This is a genomic window from Rhizobium sp. SG570 (genome assembly GCF_012275345.1).
Classification (GTDB): domain Bacteria; phylum Pseudomonadota; class Alphaproteobacteria; order Rhizobiales; family Rhizobiaceae; genus Rhizobium; species Rhizobium lusitanum.
In genome coordinates this window covers 55,866-80,810 of record NZ_JAAZQI010000006.1, presented here as the reverse complement: position 1 = coordinate 80,810, position 24,945 = coordinate 55,866, and the positions used below count along the sequence as shown (strand labels likewise).

The window sequence follows — 24,945 nt, the reverse complement described above, 5'->3', positions numbered from 1 at the left end:
TGCGTGTGTTAGCCAGACTGCATGAGCACTCTGGCTAACCTGCAGGAAAAGCTTGCGGCTGCGATCGCCCGCGGCCAGACGCCGCCAATCGAAGGAGCGGCCGATGGCGTGTCGTCCCTGATCACGCCGATTGAGACGCCGCGTCATGCCGAACAGCAGGCGCAGCGCGCGACGGCGCCATGGAAGCTGCAACGCCGCTGGTTGAATGGCGGCGGCCTTGTTGCCGGAGCCGCCCTGCTCGCGATCGGCTACGCCGGCGGCCCGCCGGCACTGTTCGCCGCGCTGTGCGTTGTGGCGCTGTTGCTGATAGCGATGGCTATCTTCACAAAATGGAGCGTCGTCCGCAGTCCTGCCGTCACCGATCTCAGCGAAAACGAGCATGATCGTCTTTGGGAGCGCAGGGAAAGCACCAGCCTGCTTGCTACCATCCATGACGCACTTGGTGACATTACGGTCACGCGCGGTATCGACCGCCGGATTCTGGATGCCAATGCCACCTTTCGCCGGCTGACGGGCAGAACGAACCCGGAGGGCCTGACGCTGGAGGAAACCGGCCTCGTCTTCCGTGCCGTCACCGATGCGCAACATCAGGATGCGGAGATTGCCACGCCCGAAGGGCGGCGTACGTTCGCCTGGCACGACGTCATGTTCCGCGATCCGACAACGGGACAGTTGTGCATCCAAAGCGTGGCGCGCGATGTGACCGAAGAACGACAGATCACCCACCTTCGCGAGGATGCGCGGCTGAAAGCCGAATACAACAGCGCAGCTAAATCGCGGCTGCTGGCCACCGTCAGCCATGAAATCCGCACCCCCTTGTCCGGCATTCTCGGGATGAACCATCTGCTTGCCCAGACGCGGTTGACGCTCGAGCAGGCCAATTATCTGACGGGCATTCGCCAGTCGGGCCACGCCTTGGTGCAGTTGGTCGAAGATCTCCTCGATTTCTCCACGATCGAGGTCGGCCGTTTCCAGTTGCATCCGCGCAAGGAGGCATTGCGGCCGTTGCTGGAAGGCGTCGTCGAAATGCTTGCCCATCGCGCCCACGAAAAGGGCCTGGAAATCGCGGCAAGCGTCGGGTCCGATGTCCCCGAGATGTTGGAGTTCGATCCCGCCCGCCTGCGTCAGGTCCTGTTCAACGTCATCGGCAATGCGGTGAAATTCACGCAGACCGGCGGCATCCTCATCCGAGCGGGCCTCAAAGGGCGGGACCTGACGATAACGGTCCACGACAGCGGCCCGGGGATGACGGAGGAAGAGCAGGCCCGCATTTTCGGTGAATTCGAGCAGGCTGGTTCCATCGTGGAAAAAAGTGCCGGCACCGGCCTTGGGCTTGCGATCTCCGCCCGCATTCTGCGCGAATTCGGCGGTGGGCTCAGTGTTGCCAGCCAGCACGGCAGCGGCAGCGTGTTTACCATCCGCTTCCCGATCGGCCTGGTTGCCGAGGAGGATGGATACAGACGGCGTGACGCCGTGCTCGAGGAGTCGCGCGTCCTGTTGCTGGCGCCGGAGGGCGCGGCAAGCACAGCGATCGCGCAAACCATCCGCGCTCTCGGTGGCCATTGCCGCCTGATCGGCTCAGGCGATATGGGCGAGTTGCGGCAATCTTTCCCGATGGGGGGAGGCGGTGCCTGGACGGATCTTATCGTCGATCATCGCATGGCGCCTTGGTATTTCCGCGAGGGAAGTGAGCTGGCGACACCGGCGCTGCGCAAGATTTTCCTCGTCAATCCCGAGGAGCGCAACACCCATCCGCTCGATCTTTTCGACGCATGGCTCATCCGGCCGCTGCGCGAACAGTCGCTGATCGACGTCTTGAACGGTCGCATGCGCGGCATGGAAAGGCGCGACCATTCGAGTGACGGTTTGTCCGAGATCGGGATAACGACGCCGGAGGCCGAGGATCCCGCACTCAACATCCTGCTTGGCGAGGATGATCCGGTCAACGCAATGCTGGTTCGCGCCATGCTCGCCAAGGCCGGTCATAGGGTTCGCCTCGTCGAGGATTTCGACGGCCTGCGTGCTCGCGCGCAAGACGGCGAGGCTCGGCCGGATATCATCGTCACCGATTTCAACATGCCCGGCGGCACCGCGGTTGCCGTCCTCGCGCAATTGCGCACCCATGAGCGCCGGCAGGGATTGTCGCCCTTGCCGATCATCGTATTGACCGCCGACAGCCGCGATGCGATACGCCGTCAGGCGCTGCTTGCCGGGGCCGATGCCGTCATCCTCAAGCCCGTCGATCCTAAGCGGCTGATAACCACCGTGCAGAGCCTGTCGAAGGCGGCTTTCGAACGCGCCTAAGCCAGGCATTTGATTTTCGAATCAAGATCGGGCATATCCATCATGTCGCCTGAACCGATTAGGCGGCAATGACCGATAGTGGCTTGCGGCGACCTTCAACCTGCGCGAATTGCTGTCGTTTAGTTGGGGACGGGGCGCCCATTCAAAAATTGCAACGGGCACACTTCTTGCTTTTAGCAAAGCTGCGTGTCACTTTCCTGTCGCACGAATTTGGTTTATGGCGCTATATCGGCCCGCAGGGGGAGAATCGCCATGTCCATCGAAATCTTGAATCGCGAAGCTCAGGGCGAAATGGTTCAGTCCTCAAAGGCAACGGTTGCGCCGGTTGCCAGCGATGTGCTCGGACGCATCGGAAATCTAGAAACGCGCCTTGCTCGCACGGCGCGCGAAATTGATGCCGCTCAGGCCGTCCGCTATCGCGTTTTCGTCGAGGAGATGAACGCGCAATTGCCGGCCGACGCCATGCGTCGCCAGCGTGATATCGACGGCTGGGACGCAATCTGCGATCATCTGCTGGTATTGGATCGCTCGCTTGAAGGCGATCCGGAAGACCAGATCGTTGGCACCTATCGCCTGCTGCGCCAGGAAGTGGCCATGGCCAACGGCGGCTTCTATTCCTCCTCGGAATTCGACATCGACACGCTGCTCGCTCGCCATCCCGACAAGCGCTTCATGGAGCTCGGCCGTTCCTGCGTGCTGCCGGAATACCGCAACAAGCGCACCGTCGAGTTGTTGTGGCAGGGCAATTGGGCCTATGCGCTGAAGCACGGCATGGGCGCGATGATCGGTTGCGCCTCTTTCCCCGGCGTCCTGCCGGAACAGCATGCGCTGGCTCTGTCCTTCCTTTATCACAACGTCCTTGCGAAGGACGAATGGACGGTCGGCGCCTTGCCGTCGCTTGCCCGCAACATGGACCTGATGCCGGTCGAAGCCGTCAATCCGAAGAAGGCGCTTATGGCGCTGCCGCCGCTGATCAAGGGTTATCTGCGCCTCGGCGCCATGGTCGGTTCGACCGCCGTCGTCGATCAGGCTTTCAACACGACGGACGTCCTGATCGTCCTGCCGATCGCCAGCATCTCGGATCGCTACGTCAACTATTACGGCGCGGATGCCGGTCGTTTCGCAAGCTGACGGATCTCAAGGGATCGCAAAAATATCCATCGCATCCGTGATGCCTCGAAGCGCAACGTGATGAGATTGCGGCGTGAGGCCGCGCGTTGTCATCAGCTCGGCGGCGAGAGGATTATCGAGCACCGAACTGGTTGCGAATATTTCGCGTGACGTGGCGAGATGCTGGACGCGGGATGCGATATTGACCGTTTGCCCGAAATAATCCTGCCGTTCGTTCAGGCTCACCGCGATGCACGGTCCCTCATGGATGCCGATTTTCAGAAGAAGATCGTCGCTGCCGCGCTCCTTGTTGAGGCTGAGCATGGCCTCCCGCATCCGCATTGCCGCCATCAACGCCCGGTCCGGTGTCGGGAAGGTGGCCATGACGGCATCGCCGATGGTCTTGACGACCGCACCCGCCTCCGCCGCCACGATCTCGTGCAGGATGCCGAAATGGGTCTTGACCAGATCGAAGGCTGCGAGGTCGCCGACCCTTTCGTACAGCTCGGTCGAGCCGCGCAGATCGGTGAAGAGAAAGGTGAGACTGGTGATCTTCAGTCGCTGGTCGATGTCGATCGTGTCCGTGCGGTAGATGTCGCGGAACGTCTGGTTGGAGAGCAGACGCTTGGCGGTCAGGAACGGTCGACGTTGGCCGAGCAGGGTGTGGAGAGCCTCGTTGGCCAGACAGATCGATGGCAGCACGCGGAGGTCCGTATGGTTCTCCATCATGATGCGCAGGGGGCCGGGGCGCAGTTCGATGGCCTCGCTGTGTCGGTGCATTCGGTCGAAAACGAGCGAGAGAGTCTGCCTTTCCTTCGATGGTTCTCCCTTCACGTCGAGGAACTGCGCGGCGTGCGTGACCGGTTCGAAGATGATGGTAAACTCCGCAGGTAATTGAAGCGATATGACGGCCTTCTCGCCAGGCGGCAGTTCCAGCGATTCCAGGATGAATTGATCGACCTTCTCCTCGTAGCCCTCATCGGGAAGATCGATACCCGAGCCCCAATAGATCTGTCGGAAATATTCAAGCGGCGGCAGTTCGTGCGGATTGTGGGCTTCGATGTGGCGCACGCGCGGACTGACGGTGAAGGTGACCTCAACCATCTCGTCGAGCGTCGGCTCGTAGCCGGCTGCGCACAGCGTGCAGTTATAGGTTTCGCTTTGCACTGTTTTCAGCGAGGTATTGGCATCCAACACCCCGCCGCAACCCGGGCAAAGAACATTCCACGACATCTCGAACAGGCCGAGGCGCGAGCCATGCAGGAAGGCATTGATGGCCTGCTCTTCATCGAAGCCCTGGTCGGCCGCGAAGGCAAGCACGTTCACGCGATTGAGCTTGCGATCGGGCGCCTCAACAACGAGCCGCTCGATAGCATCGACGATATCCGACCGCGCTGAATGGCGCAGTATTCCGAACAGGACCTGAGCTTCACTCATCCTGATAGCCTACACCGAATTGATACGGCAGCCCATCACCTTTGTTCGGTCACGGGCTCCGCCATCTGGTGTAGTGGCTACGATCCCGCGCCATAGGCGGCGATCGCCGCCATGTTGACGATGTCGGAATCCTTGGCGCCCATGGAGGTGATCTGCACCGGCTTGTCGAGCCCGACGAGCAGCGGCCCGATCACGGTGGAACCGCCGAGTTCCTGCAGCATCTTGGTGGAGATCGCGGCCGAGTGGAAGGCCGGCATCACAAGCACGTTTGCCGGTCCGGAGAGTCGTGAGAAGGGATAGAGGCTCTCCATGATCTTGCGGTTCAGCGCCACGTCGGCGGCCATTTCGCCATCGAATTCGAAGTTCACATAGCGCTTGTCGAGGATGCTGACCGCTTCGCGCACCCGTTCGGAGCGTTCACCTGACGGATGACCGAAGGTGGAATAGGCGAGCATGGCGACGCGCGGCTCATAGCCCATGCGCCGGGTGAAGCCGGCTGCTTCTTCGGCGATGTCGGCCAGCTCCTCGGCCGTCGGCATGTCGTGCACGGCGGTATCGGCGACGAAGACGGTGCGGCCGCGGGCGATCACCAGCGACACGCCGATGACCCGGTGCCCAGGCTTCGCGTCGATGCAGCGGCGCACGTCTCCGAGCGCTGTCGAATAGTTGCGCGTCACGCCCGTCACCATGCCGTCGGCATCGCCCAATGCCACCATGCAGGCGGCGAAGTGATTGCGGTCGTTATGGATCAGGCGCGTCACGTCGCGGTGCAGATAGCCCTGGCGCTGCAGCCGGGCATAGAGATAGTCGATATAGGCATCGACCCGCTTGGAAATGCGAGCGTTGACGATTTCGAGGCCGGGCCGGTTGAGGTCGATGCCGGCGCGTTCGGCGGTGGAGTGGATCAGATCTTCGCGGCCGAGCAGGATGGCGGTGCCGAGCCCCTGGTTGGCATAGGAGAGGGCGGCGCGCATGACCTGCTCTTCTTCCGCCTCGGCAAAGACGATGCGCTTCTGGTGCCGGCGCACACGCTCGTAGAGCTGCGCCAGCGTCGAGGCGATCGGATCGCGCCGGGCTGAAAGCTCGCGGGCATAGGCCGCCATATCGGGCATCTCGCGGCGAGCGACGCCGCTCTCGATCGCCGCCTTGGCCACGGCCACCGGGATTGCCGAGATCAGGCGCGGATCGAACGGCACGGGAATGATATATTGCGCACCGAAACGCGGCCGCGCGCCCTGATAGGCCGCCACGACGTCGTCAGGCACATCTTCGCGCGCGAGGCTTGCCAGCGCATTGACGGCTGCGATCTTCATCTCGTCGTTGATGGTGGTGGCGCGCACGTCGAGCGCGCCGCGGAAGATGTAGGGAAAACCGAGGACGTTGTTGACCTGGTTCGGATAGTCCGAGCGCCCGGTCGCCATGATCGCATCGTCGCGGATACGGGCGACTTCCTCGGGCGTGATTTCCGGATCGGGATTGGCCATGGCGAAGATGATCGGCTTGTCTGCCATGGAACGGATCATGTCGGCGGAGAAGGCGTCTTTCTGCGACAGGCCGAACACGACGTCGGCACCTTTCATCGCTTCTTCCAGCGTGCGCTTGTCGGTCTTGACCGCATGCGCCGACTTCCACTGGTTCATGCCCTCGCTGCGGCCCTGGTAGATCACGCCCTTCGTGTCGCAAAGGATGACGTTGTCCGGGTTGAAGCCCATGGCCTTGATCAGCTCGACGCAGGCGATTGCGGCGGCACCCGCGCCATTGCAGACGAGCTTGGTTGTCTTGAGGTCGCGACCTGTCAGCTCGAGCGCATTGATCAGGCCGGCGGCTGCGATGATGGCGGTGCCGTGCTGGTCGTCATGGAAGACGGGGATGTCCATGAGTTCGCGCAAGCGCTGCTCGATGATGAAGCAGTCGGGCGCCTTGATGTCTTCGAGATTGATGCCGCCGAAGGAGGGACCGAGATAGCGCACGCAATTGATGAATTCATCGACATTCTCGGTATCGATCTCAAGATCGATCGAATCGACGTCGGCAAAGCGCTTGAAGAGAACCGCCTTGCCTTCCATGACCGGTTTGGAGGCCAGTGCCCCGAGATTGCCGAGGCCGAGAATGGCTGTGCCGTTGGAGATGACGGCGACCATGTTGCCGCGCGTGGTATAATCATAGGCTGTGGCGGGATCGGCGGCGATTGCCTTCACGGGAACGGCGACACCGGGCGAATAGGCAAGGGAAAGGTCGCGCTGCGTCGCCATCGGCTTGGTCGGATTGATCTCAAGCTTGCCGGGGCGGCCCTGCCTGTGGAAATCCAGTGCCTCCTGATCGGTGATCCCCGCTCCTGGACGCGACTTGCTCTTGTTATCAGCCATTTTTCCTCCAAACCTCCTGTGGGCGACCGGTCCCTCTTGCCCGATAGCTGTTGTCTTCTATAGCGGCGCGCGGATAGGGTGACACCTCATTTTTTTGGAAAAACTGCACCTCCGTGAACGAACGTATAACCACCAGCGTCGATGCTTTCTCGGCCGCCGAGCTTGCCTCGGAGGAAAGTCGCGCCTCCGCGACTCCGATGATGGAGCAGTACATCGAGATTAAGGCGAACAATCCGGGTTCGCTCCTGTTCTATCGCATGGGCGATTTCTACGAATTGTTCTTCGAGGACGCCGTCGATGCGTCGCGTGCGCTCGGCATCACGCTCACCAAGCGCGGCCAGCATATGGGCCAGGATATCCCGATGTGCGGGGTGCCCGTGCATGCCGCCGACGATTATCTGCAGAAGCTGATCTCACTGGGTTTCCGCGTGGCCGTCTGCGAGCAGGTGGAAGACCCGGCCGAGGCGAAGAAGCGTGGCGGCAAGTCTGTCGTCCGGCGCGATGTCGTGCGTCTGGTGACGCCGGGCACGATTACCGAGGAAAAGCTGCTCTCGCCCTCGGAATCCAACTATCTGATGGCGCTCACGCGCATTCGCGGCGGCGCCGAGCCGCAACTGGCGCTCGCCTGGATCGACATTTCGACTGGCGTCTTCCGGCTGGCCGAAACGGAAGCCTCGCGGCTGCTCGCCGATATCCTACGCATCGATCCGCGCGAGCTGATCCTGCCGGATACGATGTTCCACGATCCGGAGCTGAAGCCGGTCTTTGACGTGCTCGGCCGCACCGCCGTTCCGCAGCCGGCAGTGCTGTTCGACAGCGCCAGCGCCGAGGGGCGCATCGTGAGATATTTCGGCGTCTCGACGCTCGACGGCTTCGGCACTTTTTCCCGCGCCGAGCTTGCTGCCGCTGCCGCTGCCGTCGCCTATGTCGAAAAGACCCAGATCGCCGAGCGGCCGCCGCTTGGGCTGCCGGAACGCGAAAGCGGCGCATCGACGCTGTTCATCGATCCCGCTACCCGTGCCAATCTTGAACTGGTGCGCACGCTCTCCGGCGACCGCAACGGCTCGCTCCTGAAGGCGATTGACCGCACAGTGACCGGTGGCGGCGCTCGTCTGCTCGCCGAGCGACTGATGTCGCCGCTCACCGATCCCCAACGCATCAACGAACGGCTGGATTCGATCGGCTTCCTTGCCGAGGAGCCCTCTCTTTGCAGCGATCTGCGGACAGCGCTGAAGCACGTGCCCGATATGCCGCGCGCCTTGTCGCGCCTGGCGCTTGACCGTGGCGGCCCGCGCGATCTCTGGGCGATCCGCCAGGGGCTCGGCGCGGCTGCCGATATCGCCCGCATGCTCGGTGCAGCACTTCTGCCGGAAGAACTGAAGGCTGCATTTGCTGGGCTCGGTGGCTTGCCTGACGATCTCGAAGCCCTGCTCGCCGCCACGCTCGCCGACGAACTGCCCTTGCTGAAGCGCGACGGCGGCTTTCTGCGGGAAGGGGCGAATGCCGAGCTGGACGAGGTGCGCGCGCTGCGCGACCAGTCGCGCCGCGTCATCGCCGGCCTGCAGCTGCAATATGCCGAGGAAACCGGCATCAAGTCGCTGAAGATCAAGCACAACAATGTGCTCGGCTATTTCATCGAGGTCACAGCCGGCAATGCCGGTCCGATGACCGATACGTCCGAGGCCAAGGCGCGCTTCATTCACCGGCAGACCATGGCGAACGCCATGCGGTTCACCACGACCGAGCTTGCCGATCTCGAAAGCCGCATCGCCAATGCCGCGGACAAGGCGCTCGCCATCGAGCTCGAAGCCTTCGATCGCATGGTCGCGGCAGTTGTCGCCAATGCCGAGCCGATCAAGGCCGGCGCCCGTGCGCTGTCGGTAATCGATGTCGCGGCGGGCCTTGCGCTGCTCGCCGAGGAGCAGGCCTATTGCCGGCCCATTGTCGACGCGAGCCGCATGTTCGCCATCGAAGGCGGCCGCCATCCGGTCGTCGAGCAGGCGCTGCGCCGCCAGGCCGGCGGACCTTTCGTCGCCAACAATTGCGATCTGTCGCCCAAGGCTGACGGCAAGGATGGCGCCATCTGGCTTTTGACCGGCCCGAACATGGGCGGTAAATCGACCTTCCTGCGCCAGAACGCGCTGATCGCCATTCTCGCGCAGATGGGTTCTTTCGTGCCTGCCGCATCGGCGCATATCGGCATCGTCGACCGGCTGTTCTCGCGTGTCGGCGCTTCCGACGATCTGGCGCGCGGCCGCTCCACCTTCATGGTCGAGATGGTCGAGACAGCGGCGATCCTCAATCAGGCGACCGAGCGCTCGCTGGTCATTCTCGACGAGATCGGCCGTGGCACCGCCACCTTCGACGGTCTTTCCATCGCGTGGGCCGCCGTCGAGCATCTGCATGAGGCCAATCGCTGCCGCGGCCTCTTCGCCACGCATTTCCATGAGCTGACCGTGCTGTCGGAGAAGCTCGGGCGGCTCTCCAATGCCACCATGCGCGTCAAGGAATGGGATGGCGACGTCATTTTCCTGCATGAGGTCGGGCCGGGCGCTGCGGACCGCTCATACGGCATCCAGGTGGCGCGGCTTGCCGGTCTGCCTGCCTCGGTGGTGGCGCGCGCCCGCGACGTTCTGACGCGGCTTGAGGATGCCGACCGCAAGAATCCGGCAAGCCAGCTCATCGATGATCTGCCGCTCTTCCAGGTGGCGGTTCGCCGCGAGGAAGCCTCCGGCCGGCGCGCGCCGTCCATGGTCGAGGAGAGGTTGAAGACGCTCGATCTCGACGACCTGACCCCGCGCGGCGCCCTCGATGTGCTCTACGAGCTGAAGAAAACTGTGACCAAGGCCGGCTGACCGAAGGCGATTTCCAAGGACAATACAATGCATATCGAAAATCTTCTCGCCGAGGTCCGCATACTGGCCGATCGCTTTTCCCCCATCGCCGCGCGTGGCAAGATCTGCGGCGAGGGCGAGGCGCCGGATTGCGAGTCCGATCGCGGTCTTCTGAACATTGCCCTGTCATGCAGCCGTATTTCCGACATCTGCTCGAGGATCGCAAATGCAGGCTATTGGGAATGCGAGCGCGAAATGGTGACGCAGATCGGTGCCCAATCGCGAAACATATTATATAGCTTGAACGAGCTCAGACGGGCGCTTGATATGCCGAGGCCCTAAAACCGCCGATTTCTGCGTCGATTGCCGTCACGCTTCGTCAACCTTGACCCGATAGAAATCCTGAGATCGTCGATTAGACAGGTTTGACTCAGGCTGGATTATGGAAATTCGGGCGTAGAATGCCTGTGTCAATCGCTGGGCAAAGAGGCTATAGCGCATGCAGACGAAAAGACAGGCGCGCCAGCGGTGGGCCGCGGTCAACGAACAGGAATCCGGTCGGCAAAGCATGGAAATGCATGACATCGATTTTCCCGCCATTCTCGACGTTCCCTCTCTGAGGGCGGAATGCGAGGCCCTTGCCAACCGTCATCTGGATAAGAGCGAGGAGCGGTCCGCTCTGCTCGCTTTGTTGAAGAAGGCGAGCCAGGAAGGGCGCGAAGAAGCGCGGCGGTTGCTGGCGGCCCAAGGCGGCGGGCTGGATTGCGCCCACCGAATTTCCTGGCTGCAGGACCAGATCATCACCGTTCTCTACGATTTCACCGTCCACCACGTCTATCCGAATCAGGCCGGCAACTTCTCTGTCACCGCCGTTGGTGGCTATGGCCGGGATACGCTGGCACCGGGCTCGGATATCGACCTTCTGTTTATCTTTCGGCCGAAGCCGGACAGCGAAACACACAAGGCCGTCGAATTCATCCTCTACATGCTCTGGGATATGGGCTTCAAGGTCGGCCACGCCACGCGCACCGTCGAGGAGTGCATACGCGAGGCGAAATCCGACATGACGGTGCGCACCGCCATCCTCGAGACGCGCTATATCTGCGGCAGCGAGCCCTTAGCGCACGAGCTGGAAACACGCTTCGACAAGGAAATCGTCACCAATACCGGCCCGGAATTCATCGCTGCCAAGCTGGCCGAACGCGATGAGCGCCACCGCAAGGCCGGCGACACCCGCTATCTGGTCGAGCCCAATGTCAAGGAAGGCAAGGGCGGCTTGCGCGATCTGCACACGCTGTTCTGGATCTCCAAATATTACTATCACGTCCGCGATACTGTGGAATTGGTGAAGCTCGGCGTGCTCTCGAAGCAGGAATACCGCCTCTTCGAGAAGGCCGAGGATTTCCTCTGGGCCGTGCGCTGCCACATGCACTTCCTGACCGGCAAGGCCGAGGAGCGGCTTTCCTTTGATATCCAGCGGGAGATTGCCGAGGCGCTTGGTTACCACGCCCGCCCCGGCCTTTCCGCCGTCGAACGCTTCATGAAACACTATTTCCTCGTCGCCAAGGATGTCGGCGATCTCACCCGCATCCTCTGCGCGGCGCTTGAGGACCAGCAGGCCAAGGCGACGCCCGGTCTTACCGGCGTCATCAGCCGCTTTGCCAATCGCTCGCGCAAAATCCCCGGCACCGTCGAGTTCGTCGAGGATCGCGGCCGCATCGCGCTCGCCAATCCCGAGGTCTTCAAGCGCGATCCGGTCAGCCTGATCCGGCTGTTTTTCGTTGCAGATATCAACGGTCTGGAATTCCATCCGGACGCCTTGAAGCGCGTCACCCGCTCGCTCGGCCTGATCGACAGCGATCTGCGGGAGAATGAGGAGGCGAACCGGCTTTTCCTCTCCATTCTCACCTCCAAGCGCGATCCTGCGCTGATCCTGCGCCGTATGAATGAGGCCGGCGTCCTCGGCCGCTTCATTCCGGAATTCGGCAAGATCGTCTCGATGATGCAGTTCAATATGTATCATCACTATACGGTGGATGAGCATCTGATCCGCGCCGTCGAGGTGCTGTCGGAGATCGACAAGGGCAAGGCCGAGGATATCCATCCGCTGACCAACAAGCTGATGCCTGCTATCGAGGATCGCGATGCGCTTTACGTTGCGGTGTTGCTGCACGATATCGCCAAGGGCCGCGAGGAGGATCATTCGGAAGCCGGCGCCAAGGTGGCGCGCAAGCTCTGCCCGCGCTTCGGCCTGTCGCCGAAGCAGACCGAGCTGGTGGTGTGGCTGATCGCCGAGCATCTCACAATGTCGATGGTCGCCCAGACGCGCGACCTGACGGACCGCAAGACGATCATCGATTTCGCCGATCGGGTGCAGTCGCTCGACCGGCTGAAGATGCTGCTGATCCTGACGGTCTGCGACATCCGCGCCGTCGGTCCGGGTGTGTGGAACGGCTGGAAGGGCCAGCTTCTGCGCACCCTCTATTATGAGACCGAGCTACTGCTTGCCGGCGGCTTTTCCGAGGTCTCGCGCAAGGAGCGGGCGGAAGCCGCTGCCAATGCGCTCGAAGCGGCATTGGATGATTGGGGTCAGAAGGCTCGCAAGGCCTATGTCAAGCTGCACTACCAGCCCTATCTTCTATCCGTGCCGCTGGAAGATCAGATCCGCCATACGCGGTTCATCCGCCAGACGGACAAATCGGGTCAGGTTCTGGCGACCATGGTGCGCACGGACAGCTTCCACGCCATCACCGAAATCACTGTCTTGTCGCCCGACCATCCGCGCCTTTTGACCGTGATCGCCGGCGCCTGTGCTGCGGCGGGCGCCAACATCGCCGACGCACAGATCTTCACGACGGCCGATGGCCGCGCTCTCGACACCATCCATGTCAGCCGCGAATTCCCCGACGACGCCGATGAGCTTCGCCGCGCAGGCACCATCGGCAAGATGATCGAAGACGTCCTTGCCGGCCGCAAGCGGCTGCCGGAAGTCATCGCCACGCGCACGAAGAACCGTCGCAAGAACAAGGCCTTCGTCATCCCGCCGTCGGTGACCATCTCCAACAGCCTGTCCAACAAGTTCACCGTCATCGAGGTCGAATGCCTCGACCGCACCGGCCTTCTGTCGGAAATAACCTCGGTTCTCTCGGATCTGTCGCTCGACATTCACTCGGCGCGCATCACCACCTTCGGCGAAAAGGTCATCGATAGCTTCTACGTGACCGATCTCGTCGGGCAGAAGATCTCCAACGAAAACAAGCGAGCCAATATCACCGCGCGCCTGAAGGCGGTCATGGCGGGTGAAGAGGATGAGGTGCGCGAGCGCATGCCCTCCGGCATCATCGCGCCCGCCGCCACGCGCACTTCCGCCGCCGAAAAGCCAGATACTGAAAAGAAAGCCGGTTCAGCCGCATGAGCCTCGTTAGGAAATTCATCACGGTCGGTGGCGCGACGCTTGGCAGCCGTGTCTTCGGCTTCGCCCGCGAAACGTTGATGGCCGCCGCCCTTGGCACCGGACCGATGGCCGACGTGTTCTACGCCGCCTTCCGCTTTCCGAACCTCTTCCGCCGCCTGTTCGCCGAAGGCGCCTTCAATGCCGCCTTCGTCCCGCTTTTCGCCAAGGAGATCGAGGCGAACGGCATCGAGGGCGCGAAGCGCTTCTCCGAGGAAGTCTTCGGCGTTCTGTTTTCCGTCCTCTTCCTGATCACCGTCGTCATGGAATTGGGCATGCCGCTGATCGTGCGCTGGATCATCGCGCCTGGCTTTGCCGGCGATCCGGACAAGTTCTCGATCACGGTGCGCATGGCCGCCGTCATGTTTCCCTATCTCATGTGCATGTCGTTGACGGCGATGATGAGCGGCATGCTGAACTCGCTGCATCATTTCTTCGCCGCCGCCGTGGCGCCCGTCTTCCTGAACGTTGTCATGATCGGCGCGCTGTTCTATTCGCTCTATTTCGGCGCTGTGCCGCTGCAAACAGCCTGGTATCTCTCCTGGGGCGTGCTTGCCGCCGGCATCCTGCAGTTGTTCGTCGTCTATGTCGGCGTGCGCTATGCCGGCATCAGCATCGGTTTCCGCTGGCCGCGCTTCACGCCGAATGTGAAGCGGCTGCTGATCCTTGCCATACCCGCCGCCGTCACCGGCGGCATTACGCAGATCAACCAGATGATCGGCCAGGCGATCGCCTCCAGCCGTGAAGGTGCGATCGCGGCCCTGCAATATGCCGACCGCATCTATCAGCTCCCGCTCGGTGTCGTCGGCGTTGCCGTCGGCGTCGTCCTCTTGCCGGAGCTTGCGCGGGCCTTGAAGTCAGGCCATCTGAAGGAGGCCGGCAATCTGCAGAACCGCTCGATCGAATTCGTGCTGTTCCTGACCTTGCCGGCCGCCATGGCGCTTTGGGTTCTCTCGGACGACATCATCCGCGTGCTCTACGAGCGCCGCGCCTTCCATCAGGAAAACACCATCATCGTCGGCTCGATCCTGGCGATCTACGGCTTGGGCTTGCCGGCCTTCGTGCTGATCAAGGCGCTGCAGCCGGGCTTCTATGCCCGCGAGGATACCAAGACCCCGATGCGGTTCTCAGGTGTTGCGGTCGCCACCAACTGCGCGATCGCGCTCAGCCTCTTCCCCTACATGGGCGCACCCGGCATCGCCGTCGCCGAAGCGACCGCCGGCTGGATCAGCACCGTGCTGCTCTTCACCACGCTCTTGCGCCGGGGCCATCTGACCTGGGAGTGGGGACTTGCCCGCCGCGCCGTGCTGCTGCTCGTTTCAGCCGGCGTCATGACCGGGATGATCATTTTTCTTCAGCATCGCTGGGAACCGTATCTGGCGTCCGGCACGTCTTTGCTGACCAAAGTCGGCACGCTCGGCCTGCTGATCGCAATTTCCATGCTGGTCTATTTTGTGGTCGCTTTCCTCATCGGCGGCGCCGATCTCGGCATGATCCGCCGCAACATGAACCGCAAGCCGGCAGCATCAGCGCCGGATGCTGAGGCGGTGAAGGGGAGTGACTAAGCTCCTTCGCCCCGCGATGCGGGGAGAAAGTGGCTTGGAGCGATCGAACGGAGTGAGATTGCGACAAGTCGGATGAGGGGTCTTCACGGATGTCGGCACAGAGATAAACTCTGCCGGCCCCGCCATCGCTGCGGCTGGCCAGGATAATCTGCCGACGCCGGACTTTTGTGCTTGGCCCCTCACCCTAGCCCTCTCCCCGCCAGCGGGGCGAGGGAACGGCTTTACCAAATGCGGAGTTCTTCCATGCCCCAATCCCTCTTTCTCGTCGCCCTCGTCGTCGATGATTATGATCGTGCCAAGGCTTTCTACTGCGATTGCCTCGACTTCGACTGTCTGCTGGATGAGCTGCAGCCGGAGGGCAAGCGCTGGGTCGTGATCAAGCCGAAGGGCGGAGAAGGCGCTGCGCTGCTGCTTGCGCAGGCGGCCGATGACAGGCAGCGCGCCGCGATCGGCAACCAGACCGGCGGCCGCGTCGGGTTCTTCCTCAAGACCGACGATTTCGCCCGCGATCATGCTGCGATGAAGGAGAAGGGCGTGCGCTTCCTGGAAGAGCCGCGCCATGAGGTCTACGGCACCGTGGCGGTCTTTGCCGACCCCTACGGCAATACCTGGGATCTGATTGAGCATTCTTCGTGAGTCTCAACGATATAGCCTCTTGATCCCGGCCTGTCCGGCGTGCATAAGCCGCTCGAAACCAAGGGTCGAGCGCTGCTCGCCCGGGCCCTCCACAAGCCTTTCGAGGACGACATGACCGAATTCAAGCCGCTGGTATTCTCCGGCGTTCAACCCACAGGCAATCTCCATCTCGGCAATTATCTTGGCGCGATCCGCAAGTTCGTGGCCCTGCAGGCCAACAACGACTGCATCTACTGCGTCGTAGACATGCATGCGCTGACCGCTCAGCTCGTGCATGACGACATGCCGGGCCAGACGCGGTCGATCACCGCCGCGTTTCTCGCCGCAGGCATCGATCCGGAGAAGCATATCGTCTTCAATCAGTCGGCCGTGCCGCAGCATGCCGAACTCGCCTGGATCTTCAATTGCGTCGCCCGCATCGGCTGGATGAACCGCATGACGCAGTTCAAGGACAAGGCCGGCAAGGATCGCGAGCAGGCCTCGCTCGGCCTTTACGCCTATCCGAGCCTGATGGCCGCCGACATCCTGCTCTATCGCGCCACGCATGTTCCGGTCGGCGACGACCAGAAGCAGCATCTGGAGCTGACCCGCGACATCGCCATGAAGTTCAATCTGGACTACATGGAGCACATTCGCCGCACGGGCTATGGCATCGACATCACCGTCGGCGACGAGCCGGTGCATGCTTATTTCCCCATGGTCGAGCCGTTGATCGACGGCCCGGCGCCGCGCGTCATGTCGCTGCGTGACGGCACCAAGAAGATGTCGAAATCCGACGCCTCGGACCTGTCGCGCATCAATCTGCTCGACGATGAAGAGAACATCTCGAAGAAGATCCGCAAGGCCAAGACCGATCCGGACGGCTTGCCGAGCGAAGCAGACGGCCTTGCCGGCCGCCCGGAGGCCGATAACCTGGTCGGCATCTATGCCGCGCTCGCCGACAAGTCGAAGGCGGAGGTTCTCTCCGAATTCGGCGGCCAGCAGTTCTCCGTCTTCAAGCCGGCGCTGGTCGATCTTGCCGTGCAGGTGCTCTCGCCGATCACGAACGAGATGCGCCGGCTGATGGCCGATCCCGGCCATATCGACGCCGTCCTGCGTGACGGCAGTGCCCGCGCCCGCGCTCGCGCCGACGTGACGATGAAGCAGGTCCGCGACATCGTCGGCTTCATCTACTGATGATCTCGTAGACGAGGGCTCCCGTCGAAAAACGGGGGCTTGCAAAACGCCGCCTTCGGGTGTCAGAGTCGCCGCATGGTATCAACACGTCTCTCACGGCTCGAAGGTCATCGCCGCAAGTTCATGGCGGTCATCGACGGCACACCCGAATGCCAGCGCGCCGTCCATTATGCCGGCCGGCGTGCCAAGAATTCCAATGGCGGCCTTGTGCTCCTCTACGTGATCCCCGAGGGCGACTTCCAGCAATGGCTTGGCGTCGAGGAGATCATGCGGGCGGAGGCGCGCGAAGAAGCAGAAGCGGTGACGGCAAAGGCGGCGCAGAATATCCGCGAGAATGTCGGCATCGATGCGGAAATCGTCATTCGCGAGGGATCCGCCGCCGAGCAGATCAACGCCGTGATCGAAGAGGATCGCGATATCGCGCTGCTCGTTCTTGCCGCAGGTTCGGCCAAGGAAGGGCCGGGTCCGCTGGTCTCGTCGATCGCCGGGCGCGCGGCAGCCTTTCCGATCCCGGTGACGGTGCTGCCTGATACGCTGACCAACGAGGAAATCGACGCCCTCAGCTGATCCGTGCGTGCTATTTCTTGAGAATTACTCTCTTGAATAGAGCGGCCAAAAGGCCTATTTTCTTTTGAAGCATTCTAAAGTCGGGACCGGGTTTGTGCCCGCCGCATGGAGATCAAGATGTTCATTCAGACCGAAGCGACGCCGAACCCCGCGACCCTGAAGTTCCTGCCGGGCAAGGTGGTGATGGAAAACGGCACGGCCGAGTTCCGCAGTGCCGAGGAAGCCGAAGTCTCGCCGCTTGCGGCCCAGCTTTTCGAGATCCCGGGCGTCACAGGCGTCTATTTCGGTTACGACTTCATTTCAGTCTCCAAGGAGCAACAGGAATGGCAGCATCTGAAGCCCGCCATTCTCGGCTCGATCATGGAGCACTTCATGTCGGGCAAGCCCGTGATGGGTTCTGCCTCGGTTTTGTCCGAGGTGCAGGATGCAGGCGGCGAATTCTTCGATGAAGGCGATGAGGCGATCGTGCTGACCATCAAGGAACTGCTTGAGACCCGCGTGCGCCCCGCCGTTGCCCAGGATGGCGGCGACATCACCTTCCGCGGCTTCCGTGATGGCAAGGTCTACCTCAACATGAAGGGATCCTGCGCCGGTTGCCCGTCTTCGACGGCGACGCTGAAGCACGGCGTGCAGAACCTGCTGCGCCATTTCGTTCCGGAAGTTCAGGAAGTCGAAGCCGTCTAATCCCCGGCTTTTCGGAAAGTTGACATGATCGTACTGGCGCTCGACACGGCAGGTGTGGATTGCGCTGCCGCTGTGTATGATAGCGGCAGTGATTCTGTGATGGGGGAGGTCACGGAAACGATCGGACGGGGACATGCCGAGCATCTGATGCACGTGGTCGACGAGGCGCTGGCGAAAGCCGGTACGGCGCTCTCAGATGTCGAACGCGTCGTCGTGACGGTCGGTCCCGGTTCCTTCACCGGCATCCGCATCGGCGTTGCCGCCGCACGTGGTTTTGCACTCTCCCTCGATATTCCGGCCGTTGGCGTCACGACCCTCGAGGTCATGGCGGCGGCAGCCGGAAAGCAGAATCCTGGCAAGCCGGTTTTGGCCGCCATCGACGCCAAGCGCGAGGAGATCTATCTCCAGGCCTTTGGCGCCAATGGCGACCCGCTGGACGAGGCACGTGCGGTGACAGTCGATGAGGCGCGGACGATCGCTGCCGCCTTCGACGGCATTGTCACCGGAACGGCTGTCGCCCGGTTGAGCGATGCGCCGCCAGCGGAGCGGCCTGACGCATTTCCGATTGCCGTCGTCGCCCGGCTGGGCGCTGCCAAACCTGTCAGCGAAAAGCCGAAGCCGCTTTATCTTCGCGGACCCGACGCCAGACCGCAGGCCGGATACGCAGTTGCCAGGCAGTAGAAATGCTCGAATCCTATCTCACTCTGAAAGCAGAATACGAAATCATCCCGATGGAGTTAAAGGATTGCGCCGAGGTGGCGCTCCTGCACGGTGAACGATTTTCGCGGGTTTGGGACGAAACCGAATTTCAGGATCTCCTCTCGCAGGACTTGACTTTCGGCTTCGTCGCCCGCCAGACCAATGCCATCCTGAAGAAGGCGCTTCCCGGCTTCGTGCTGGCAAGGCATGTGGCGGGCGAGGCCGAGATCCTGACGATCGCCGTCAATGCCAAGCTCGGCCGCTCCGGCCTCGGCTGGCGGCTGATGCAGGCGGCATTGCGCGAAGCCCGCAATCGCGGCGGCGACACCATGTTCCTGGAGGTCGATGGCGGCAATAAGCCGGCGCTCGGCCTCTACCGCAAGCTTGGCTTCGAGACGGTCGGTGAACGCAAGGCCTATTATGTCAGCGACACCGGCGCGAAGTCGTCGGCGCTTGTCATGCGCCGCGTTCTTCGCTAGTCCGTTGTCGCAGTCCAATAGACCGAAGACAGCAATTGATGGATGATCCGGTAAAAACCCTGGAGGAGCTTTGCGCCGAGCGCGGCATGCGCATGACGGAGCAGCGCCGGGTCATTGCACGTATCATCGAGACCTCCGAGGATCATCCGGATGTCGAAGAGCTTTACCGGCGTTCCGTGAAGGTGGATGCGAAGATCTCGATCTCCACGGTATATCGCACTGTGAAGCTGTTCGAGGACGCAGGGCTGCTCGCTCGCCACGATTTCCGCGATGGCCGCTCGCGCTACGAAACGGTGCCGGAAGAGCACCATGACCATCTGATCGATCTGAAGAGCGGCGAGGTGATCGAATTTCATTCGCCGGAGATCGAGGCGCTGCAGGAGCGCATTGCCCGCGAACACGGTTTCAAGCTCGTCGACCATAGGCTGGAGCTTTACGGCATCCCGCTGAAGAAGGACGAAGGTTGAGGTGAAGGCTGTCGTGCGGGAGCGAATGATTTGGTGACCTGGCTGCGCATCGGCTGTGCCGCCATCGTCATTTCTGTCGTCAGCCTGGTGCTGCTGCCGCTGCAGATCGTTTGCTTGCGTTTCGACTGGAAGCTGAGGCGATATCTGCCGCGCTACTGGCATCGCATCGTCTGCTATTGGCTCGGCGTCCGCATCCATGTGATCGGAAAGATCGAGGCAGACAGGCCCTTGATGCTCGCCTCGAACCACTCATCCTGGCTCGATATTCTCGTGCTTTCGGCGGTCGCCGATGTCGCCTTCATCGCCAAATCCGAGGTGAGGGACTGGCCGATCTTCGGTCTTTTCGCGCAATGGCAGAAGAGCGTCTTCATCGAGCGTGAGCAGAAACGGAAGACCGGCGAGCAGGTGAACGAGATCGCCGAGCGTATGGCTGACGGCGAAATCATGGTGCTGTTTCCGGAAGGGACGACCTCCGATGGCAATCGCCTGCTCGAGGTCAAGTCCTCGCTGTTCGGTGCCGCCGCCGCCGCGTTGCCGAAGACGCCGGATGCAGTCGTGCATGTCCAGCCCGTCGCCGTCGCCTATACCCGCATTCACGGTGTCGCGATGGGTCGTTATCACCGACCGATCTCGGCCTGGCCCGGCGACATCGAGCTGGCACCGCATCTGAAGGATATCGTTGCCTGTGGCGCCATCGATGTGGATGTCTGTTTCGGCGAGGCCGTGGATTATCGTGCCGGCTCCAACCGCAAGGACGTCAGCGCCACCATCGCGCGGCGCATCCGCACAATGCTCGCCAGCCGCCTGCTTGGCCGCGAGATCGCTTGATTTCCAGGTGATTCCAACTTTTTCATTTTCTCGGCAAGCAAAAGCCACTACATAGCGGCCATGACCAAGGACAGTGCACTTCTCGACGCCCCGGCGACGGCTGCATCGCAGCTCGGCCACCGCGACGGCTCCAACAGCCGCAAGGTTTTCATCAAGACCTACGGCTGCCAGATGAATGTCTATGACTCCACGCGGATGAGCGACGCGCTTGCCCGCGATGGCTATGAGCCGACCGAGGACATGGAGGAGGCCGATCTCGTCCTCCTGAACACCTGTCATATCCGCGAGAAGGCGGCCGAAAAGGTCTATTCCGCGCTTGGCCGCCTGCGCGACATGAAGAAGCGCAAGGCCGCCGACGGCCGCGAGATGATGATCGGGGTTACCGGCTGCGTCGCCCAGGCAGAGGGCGAGGAGATCCTTCGTCGTGCGCCGGCCGTCGATGTGGTCATTGGCCCGCAGACCTATCACCGCCTGCCGGATGCGCTACGCCGCGCCAAGGAAGGCCATCGTGTCGTCGATACGGAATATGCGATCGAGGACAAGTTCGAACATCTGCCGGCGCCGGAGAGGGCGAAGATCCGTTCCCGCGGCGTCACCGCCTTCCTGACGGTGCAGGAAGGCTGCGACAAGTTCTGCACCTTCTGCGTAGTGCCCTATACGCGCGGCTCCGAAGTCTCCCGCTCGGTCGCCCAGATCGTCGAGGAGGCCGAGAAACTTGTGGATGGCGGCGTGCGCGAAATCACGCTGCTCGGGCAGAACGTCAATGCCTGGCATGGCGCCGGCCCCAATGGTGAAGCCTGGAGCCTGGGTGATCTGCTCTATCGTCTGGCGGAAATCCCTGGCCTTGCGCGGCTGCGCTACACGACCAGCCATCCGCGCGACATGGATGAGCGGCTGATCGATGCGCATCGTAACCTGCGCACGCTGATGCCTTACCTGCATCTGCCTGTTCAGTCCGGTTCCGACCGCATCCTGAAGGCGATGAACCGGCGGCATACGGCTGCCGAATATTTGGCGCTCATCGAGAAAATCCGCGCCGCGCGGCCGGATATCGCCCTTTCCGGGGATTTTATCGTCGGTTTCCCGGGGGAGACAGATCAGGATTTTGAGGATACATTGAGACTGGTCGAGGAGGTGAACTATGCGCAAGCCTTCTCGTTCAAATATTCCACGCGTCCGGGCACGCCCGGTGCTGACTTGAAGGACCAGGTGGCCGAAGAGATCAAGGCGGAACGGCTGGAACGGTTGCAGGCGTTGCTGTTGAAACAGCAGCATGCGTTCGCCGACGCTTGTGTGGGCAAAGTCGTGGATATCCTCCTGGAAAAGCCGGGCCGCATGCCGGGCCAGTTGATTGGACGATCTCCCTGGCTGCAATCTGTGAATGTTGATGCAAAAGCATCGCAAATCGGTGACATTATCAACGTACGAATCACCGGAACCAGCACGAACAGCCTTTTCGCTGACTTGCTCTAGGTTCTGGACGGGCACAAGGAGCCACACCGCTTGAACGGACAGGAATTGGTTTCTTCTTCATCGCGCCAGCCCCGCACCGCGAGCGACGCCAATCACTTCATCCTGACGTTCGAGAACAATAGGTTCGCCAGCGAACTCTTCGGACAGTTCGATCAGAACTTGAAGCTGCTTGAGGAACGTCTCGGCATCGATGCCCGCGCCCGCGGCAATTCGGTCGTCATAACAGGCGATGTGCCGGCCACCAATCAGGCGCGCCGCACGCTCGATTATCTCTATGACAAGCTGCAAAAAGGCGGCAATGTAGAGCGTTCCGACGTAGAAGGGGCAATCCGCATGGCGGTTGCCGCCGATGACCAATTGACGCTGCCGACCATGGAGAGAAAAGCCAAGTTGACGATGGCGCAGGTTTCGACGCGCAAGAAGACGATCATCGCTCGCACGCCGACCCAGGATGCCTATCTGCGCGCCCTGGAGCGGTCCGAGATGGTCTTCGGCGCCGGCCCCGCCGGCACAGGCAAGACCTATCTCGCCGTTGCGCACGCCGCCCAGCTCCTGGAGCGCGGCGCCGTGGAGAAGATCATCCTGTCGCGGCCGGCCGTCGAGGCCGGTGAGCGCCTCGGCTTCCTGCCCGGCGACATGAAGGAGAAGGTCGATCCTTATCTGCGTCCGCTCTATGACGCGCTCTACGACATGATGCCGGGCGACAAGGTCGAACGTGCCATCACCGCAGGCGTCATCGAGATCGCGCCGCTTGCCTTCATGCGCGGCCGCACGCTCGCCAACGCCGCCGTCATCCTCGACGAGGCGCAGAACACGACGTCGATGCAGATGAAGATGTTCCTGACCCGCCTCGGCGAGAATTCGCGGATGATCATCACGGGCGATCCGAGCCAGATCGACTTGCCGCGCGGCATCAAGTCCGGCCTGGTGGAAGCGTTGCAGCTGCTCAATGGCGTCGAGGGCATCAGCATCATCCGCTTCAAGGATATCGACGTCGTCCGTCACCCGCTGGTGGGGCGCATCGTTCGGGCCTATGACTCGACCTATGCCGCACAGGCAGAGGAAGGCGCTCCGCAGATTTGATCTGCGGCGCACAAGCTCATGGCCGAACTCGACATACAGATCAGTGTGGAGGAGGGCGCTTGGCCCTCCGAAGAGGTATTGCAGCCGCTCGCCGGGCGTGTGCTGGAAGTAGCCGCGAACTACCTTAGGAAACACGAGAAGCAGCCCTTTCCGAAGGTGGCGCCCGAATTGTCGCTGGTGTTCACCGACGACGCCTCGATCCGCGAGATCAACGCCGAATGGCGCTCGCAGGACAAGGCGACGAACGTACTTTCCTTTCCCGCCTTTCCGCTGCAGCCCGGCGGCAAGCCCGGCCCCATGCTCGGCGATATCATCATCGCCAGGGAGACGGTGGAGCGCGAGGCGATCGATCTCGAAAAGAGTTTTGACGACCATCTGACCCATTTGATGGTGCATGGTTTCTTGCATCTCTTCGGCTACGACCATATGAATAATAGCGAGGCCGAAAGAATGGAGGGGCTGGAGACTCGCATTTTGGCGGAGCTTGGCCTATCTGACCCCTATGCGGGACAGGACCCCATTTGATTTGAACCCTGTCTGACCAGGAACAATGAGCGACTTTACGACAAGATCGGCCCCCGAGGCCAAAGACGGCGCCGATACGGCCTCCTCCGACGAGGTTGGCAGTAGTAGCAACGGCAAGCGATCCCAATCTTCATTCTGGGCGCGTGCTGCGCGCATTCTGCGCCCGGCACAGGACTCCGCCCGGCTGCGCGAGGATCTCGCCGACGCGTTGATGACCAACGCGACGGGTGACGATGCCTTTTCCCCGGACGAGCGGGCGATGTTGCACAACATCCTTCGCTTCCGCGAGGTGCGCGTCGAAGACGTCATGGTGCCGCGCGCCGACATCGAGGCAGTGGATCAGAACATCACCATCGGCGAGCTGATGATCCTGTTCGAGGAGAGCGGCCGCTCGCGCATGCCTGTCTATGCCGATACGCTGGATGATCCGCGCGGCATGGTGCATATCCGCGACCTCCTGTCCTATGTCGCCAAGCAGGCTCGCAACAAGCGCCGGAGCGGTACAGCCAAGGCTGCCGGGTCCGCGACAGGTGTGACTGCTGCGGCAGAAAAGGCGCCGCGCTCGGCCAAGCCCAATTTCGATCTCTCGCGCGTCGATCTGCAGAAAACGTTGGCGGACGCCGGCATCATCCGCAAGATCCTGTTCGTGCCGCCGTCCATGCTGGCCTCCGACCTCTTGCGCCGCATGCAGGTCAACCGCACGCAGATGGCGCTGGTCATCGACGAATATGGCGGTACGGACGGCCTGGCCTCGCATGAGGATATTGTCGAGATGGTCGTCGGCGACATCGACGATGAGCACGACGATGACGAGGTGATGTTCAAACGCGTTTCCGAGGACGTTTTCGTGGCCGACGCCCGCGTCGAACTGGAGGAGATCGCCGAGGCGATCGGCCCGGATTTCGACATTGCCGAGCAGGTGGACGAAGTGGATACGCTCGGCGGCCTGATCTTTTCAGCACTCGGCCGCATTCCCGTGCGTGGCGAGCTCGTGCAGGCGCTGCCGGGCTTCGAATTCCACATTCTCGATGCCGATCCACGCCGCATCAAGCGGGTGCGCATCACGCGCAAGCGGCATGCCGCACGCCGTCGCCCGATCAAGGCAGAGGGCGAAGCCGGCATGACCGAGCGCGGCCTGCCGTCACCGGAGGCAATCGCCGAGGAAACTTCGGCCGAGCGCAACAGCGCCAGCCAATAAATGGCGCCTCGGCGGGACAAACCGCTGCTTTTTTGAAAGACTGCGGCCAGTTGATTCGCGGTT

20 protein-coding genes are annotated in these 24,945 nt (G+C 62.0%); 18 read left to right on the top strand and 2 right to left on the bottom strand.

Translation table 11 applies throughout. From position 1 onward, the window contains the following. Positions 1 to 21 precede the first annotated feature (21 nt). Both FHT28_RS14145 and FHT28_RS14140 read left to right on the top strand, forming a co-directional pair. Positions 22 to 2,304 (top strand): PAS domain-containing hybrid sensor histidine kinase/response regulator, encoded by a 2,283-nt coding sequence (locus FHT28_RS14145; protein ID WP_168596543.1) that lies wholly within the window; start codon positions 22 to 24, stop codon positions 2,302 to 2,304. Positions 2,305 to 2,595: 291 nt separating this feature from the next. Beyond that, positions 2,596 to 3,435, top strand: a complete 840-nt coding sequence (locus FHT28_RS14140) for a GNAT family N-acetyltransferase (RefSeq protein ID WP_234903762.1) — start codon at positions 2,596 to 2,598, stop codon at positions 3,433 to 3,435. Between the two features lie 6 nt (positions 3,436 to 3,441). Here the strand turns inward: FHT28_RS14140 and FHT28_RS14135 are convergent, their stop codons facing one another. Next, positions 3,442 to 4,851 carry an adenylate/guanylate cyclase domain-containing protein gene (locus tag FHT28_RS14135; protein ID WP_168596542.1) on the bottom strand — a complete coding sequence of 470 codons (1,410 nt, stop codon included), beginning with the start codon at positions 4,849 to 4,851 and terminating at the stop codon, positions 3,442 to 3,444. A gap of 77 nt (positions 4,852 to 4,928) precedes the next feature. Further along, positions 4,929 to 7,217 (bottom strand): NADP-dependent malic enzyme, encoded by a 2,289-nt coding sequence (locus FHT28_RS14130; protein ID WP_037203008.1) that lies wholly within the window; start codon positions 7,215 to 7,217, stop codon positions 4,929 to 4,931. Positions 7,218 to 7,330: 113 nt separating this feature from the next. Here FHT28_RS14130 and mutS point away from each other — a divergent pair, with 113 nt between their 5' ends. From mutS to FHT28_RS14050, 16 genes are all read left to right on the top strand, one after another. Continuing rightward, positions 7,331 to 10,072 (top strand): DNA mismatch repair protein MutS, encoded by a 2,742-nt coding sequence (gene mutS / locus FHT28_RS14125; protein ID WP_168596541.1) that lies wholly within the window; start codon positions 7,331 to 7,333, stop codon positions 10,070 to 10,072. A 27-nt stretch (positions 10,073 to 10,099) separates the two neighbouring features. Next, entirely contained in the window at positions 10,100 to 10,393 is a 294-nt protein-coding gene (locus FHT28_RS14120) for a hypothetical protein (RefSeq protein WP_037203011.1), read from the top strand. Between the two features lie 157 nt (positions 10,394 to 10,550). Continuing rightward, on the top strand, positions 10,551 to 13,466 hold the full coding sequence (locus FHT28_RS14115) for a [protein-PII] uridylyltransferase (protein ID WP_037203012.1): 2,916 nt from the start codon (positions 10,551 to 10,553) through the stop codon (positions 13,464 to 13,466). After that, entirely contained in the window at positions 13,463 to 15,067 is a 1,605-nt protein-coding gene (gene murJ / locus FHT28_RS14110; protein WP_037203014.1) for a murein biosynthesis integral membrane protein MurJ, read from the top strand. Before FHT28_RS14115 ends, murJ begins: the two co-directional genes overlap by 4 nt. Positions 15,068 to 15,310: 243 nt before the next feature. Next, the gene (locus FHT28_RS14105) at positions 15,311 to 15,703 is read left to right on the top strand and encodes a VOC family protein (RefSeq protein ID WP_037203016.1); all 393 of its coding nucleotides are present in this window, start codon (positions 15,311 to 15,313) and stop codon (positions 15,701 to 15,703) included. A gap of 111 nt (positions 15,704 to 15,814) precedes the next feature. Further along, positions 15,815 to 16,879: a tryptophan--tRNA ligase gene (gene trpS, locus FHT28_RS14100; RefSeq protein ID WP_037203316.1), complete on the top strand. Its 1,065-nt coding sequence runs from the start codon at positions 15,815 to 15,817 to the stop codon at positions 16,877 to 16,879. A gap of 75 nt (positions 16,880 to 16,954) precedes the next feature. Next, positions 16,955 to 17,446, top strand: coding sequence for a universal stress protein (locus tag FHT28_RS14095; RefSeq protein WP_037203017.1), 492 nt, complete (start codon positions 16,955 to 16,957; stop codon positions 17,444 to 17,446). A gap of 117 nt (positions 17,447 to 17,563) precedes the next feature. Continuing rightward, positions 17,564 to 18,130 carry a NifU family protein gene (locus tag FHT28_RS14090; protein ID WP_037203019.1) on the top strand — a complete coding sequence of 189 codons (567 nt, stop codon included), beginning with the start codon at positions 17,564 to 17,566 and terminating at the stop codon, positions 18,128 to 18,130. Between the two features lie 24 nt (positions 18,131 to 18,154). Next, on the top strand, positions 18,155 to 18,811 hold the full coding sequence (gene tsaB, locus FHT28_RS14085; RefSeq protein ID WP_037203021.1) for a tRNA (adenosine(37)-N6)-threonylcarbamoyltransferase complex dimerization subunit type 1 TsaB: 657 nt from the start codon (positions 18,155 to 18,157) through the stop codon (positions 18,809 to 18,811). Between the two features lie 2 nt (positions 18,812 to 18,813). Further along, positions 18,814 to 19,308, top strand: a complete 495-nt coding sequence (locus tag FHT28_RS14080) for an N-acetyltransferase (RefSeq protein WP_037203022.1) — start codon at positions 18,814 to 18,816, stop codon at positions 19,306 to 19,308. A 38-nt stretch (positions 19,309 to 19,346) separates the two neighbouring features. Next, entirely contained in the window at positions 19,347 to 19,775 is a 429-nt protein-coding gene (locus FHT28_RS14075; RefSeq protein WP_037203024.1) for a Fur family transcriptional regulator, read from the top strand. Positions 19,776 to 19,805: 30 nt separating this feature from the next. Continuing rightward, positions 19,806 to 20,603: a lysophospholipid acyltransferase family protein gene (locus FHT28_RS14070; protein ID WP_037203026.1), complete on the top strand. Its 798-nt coding sequence runs from the start codon at positions 19,806 to 19,808 to the stop codon at positions 20,601 to 20,603. Positions 20,604 to 20,663: 60 nt separating this feature from the next. Beyond that, entirely contained in the window at positions 20,664 to 22,076 is a 1,413-nt protein-coding gene (gene miaB, locus FHT28_RS14065; RefSeq protein WP_168596540.1) for a tRNA (N6-isopentenyl adenosine(37)-C2)-methylthiotransferase MiaB, read from the top strand. 30 nt (positions 22,077 to 22,106) lie between these two features. Continuing rightward, complete coding sequence (locus tag FHT28_RS14060; RefSeq protein WP_037203030.1) at positions 22,107 to 23,159, top strand: PhoH family protein; 1,053 nt, start codon at positions 22,107 to 22,109, stop codon at positions 23,157 to 23,159. Positions 23,160 to 23,177: 18 nt separating this feature from the next. After that, positions 23,178 to 23,684: an rRNA maturation RNase YbeY gene (gene ybeY, locus FHT28_RS14055; protein ID WP_037203032.1), complete on the top strand. Its 507-nt coding sequence runs from the start codon at positions 23,178 to 23,180 to the stop codon at positions 23,682 to 23,684. Between the two features lie 25 nt (positions 23,685 to 23,709). After that, positions 23,710 to 24,882 carry a hemolysin family protein gene (locus FHT28_RS14050; protein ID WP_047641077.1) on the top strand — a complete coding sequence of 391 codons (1,173 nt, stop codon included), beginning with the start codon at positions 23,710 to 23,712 and terminating at the stop codon, positions 24,880 to 24,882. The last annotated feature ends 63 nt before the right edge of the window (positions 24,883 to 24,945 follow it).

Excerpts from the sequence above, each read along its gene's own strand:
- FHT28_RS14050 (WP_047641077.1), top strand. The coding sequence starts at position 23,710 with ATGAGCGACTTTACGACAAGATCGGCCCCCGAGGCCAAAGACGGCGCC.
- FHT28_RS14095 (WP_037203017.1), top strand. The coding sequence starts at position 16,955 with ATGGTATCAACACGTCTCTCACGGCTCGAAGGTCATCGCCGCAAGTTC.
- FHT28_RS14140 (WP_234903762.1), top strand. The coding sequence starts at position 2,596 with ATGGTTCAGTCCTCAAAGGCAACGGTTGCGCCGGTTGCCAGCGATGTG.
- FHT28_RS14105 (WP_037203016.1), top strand. The coding sequence starts at position 15,311 with ATGCCCCAATCCCTCTTTCTCGTCGCCCTCGTCGTCGATGATTATGAT.
- miaB (WP_168596540.1), top strand. The coding sequence starts at position 20,664 with ATGACCAAGGACAGTGCACTTCTCGACGCCCCGGCGACGGCTGCATCG.
- FHT28_RS14120 (WP_037203011.1), top strand. The coding sequence starts at position 10,100 with ATGCATATCGAAAATCTTCTCGCCGAGGTCCGCATACTGGCCGATCGC.
- FHT28_RS14090 (WP_037203019.1), top strand. The coding sequence starts at position 17,564 with ATGTTCATTCAGACCGAAGCGACGCCGAACCCCGCGACCCTGAAGTTC.
- FHT28_RS14145 (WP_168596543.1), top strand. The coding sequence starts at position 22 with ATGAGCACTCTGGCTAACCTGCAGGAAAAGCTTGCGGCTGCGATCGCC.
- murJ (WP_037203014.1), top strand. The coding sequence starts at position 13,463 with ATGAGCCTCGTTAGGAAATTCATCACGGTCGGTGGCGCGACGCTTGGC.
- FHT28_RS14080 (WP_037203022.1), top strand. The coding sequence starts at position 18,814 with ATGCTCGAATCCTATCTCACTCTGAAAGCAGAATACGAAATCATCCCG.
- tsaB (WP_037203021.1), top strand. The coding sequence starts at position 18,155 with ATGATCGTACTGGCGCTCGACACGGCAGGTGTGGATTGCGCTGCCGCT.
- FHT28_RS14130 (WP_037203008.1), bottom strand. The coding sequence starts at position 7,217 with ATGGCTGATAACAAGAGCAAGTCGCGTCCAGGAGCGGGGATCACCGAT.
- FHT28_RS14075 (WP_037203024.1), top strand. The coding sequence starts at position 19,347 with ATGGATGATCCGGTAAAAACCCTGGAGGAGCTTTGCGCCGAGCGCGGC.
- FHT28_RS14115 (WP_037203012.1), top strand. The coding sequence starts at position 10,551 with ATGCAGACGAAAAGACAGGCGCGCCAGCGGTGGGCCGCGGTCAACGAA.
- FHT28_RS14135 (WP_168596542.1), bottom strand. The coding sequence starts at position 4,851 with ATGAGTGAAGCTCAGGTCCTGTTCGGAATACTGCGCCATTCAGCGCGG.
- trpS (WP_037203316.1), top strand. The coding sequence starts at position 15,815 with ATGACCGAATTCAAGCCGCTGGTATTCTCCGGCGTTCAACCCACAGGC.
- ybeY (WP_037203032.1), top strand. The coding sequence starts at position 23,178 with ATGGCCGAACTCGACATACAGATCAGTGTGGAGGAGGGCGCTTGGCCC.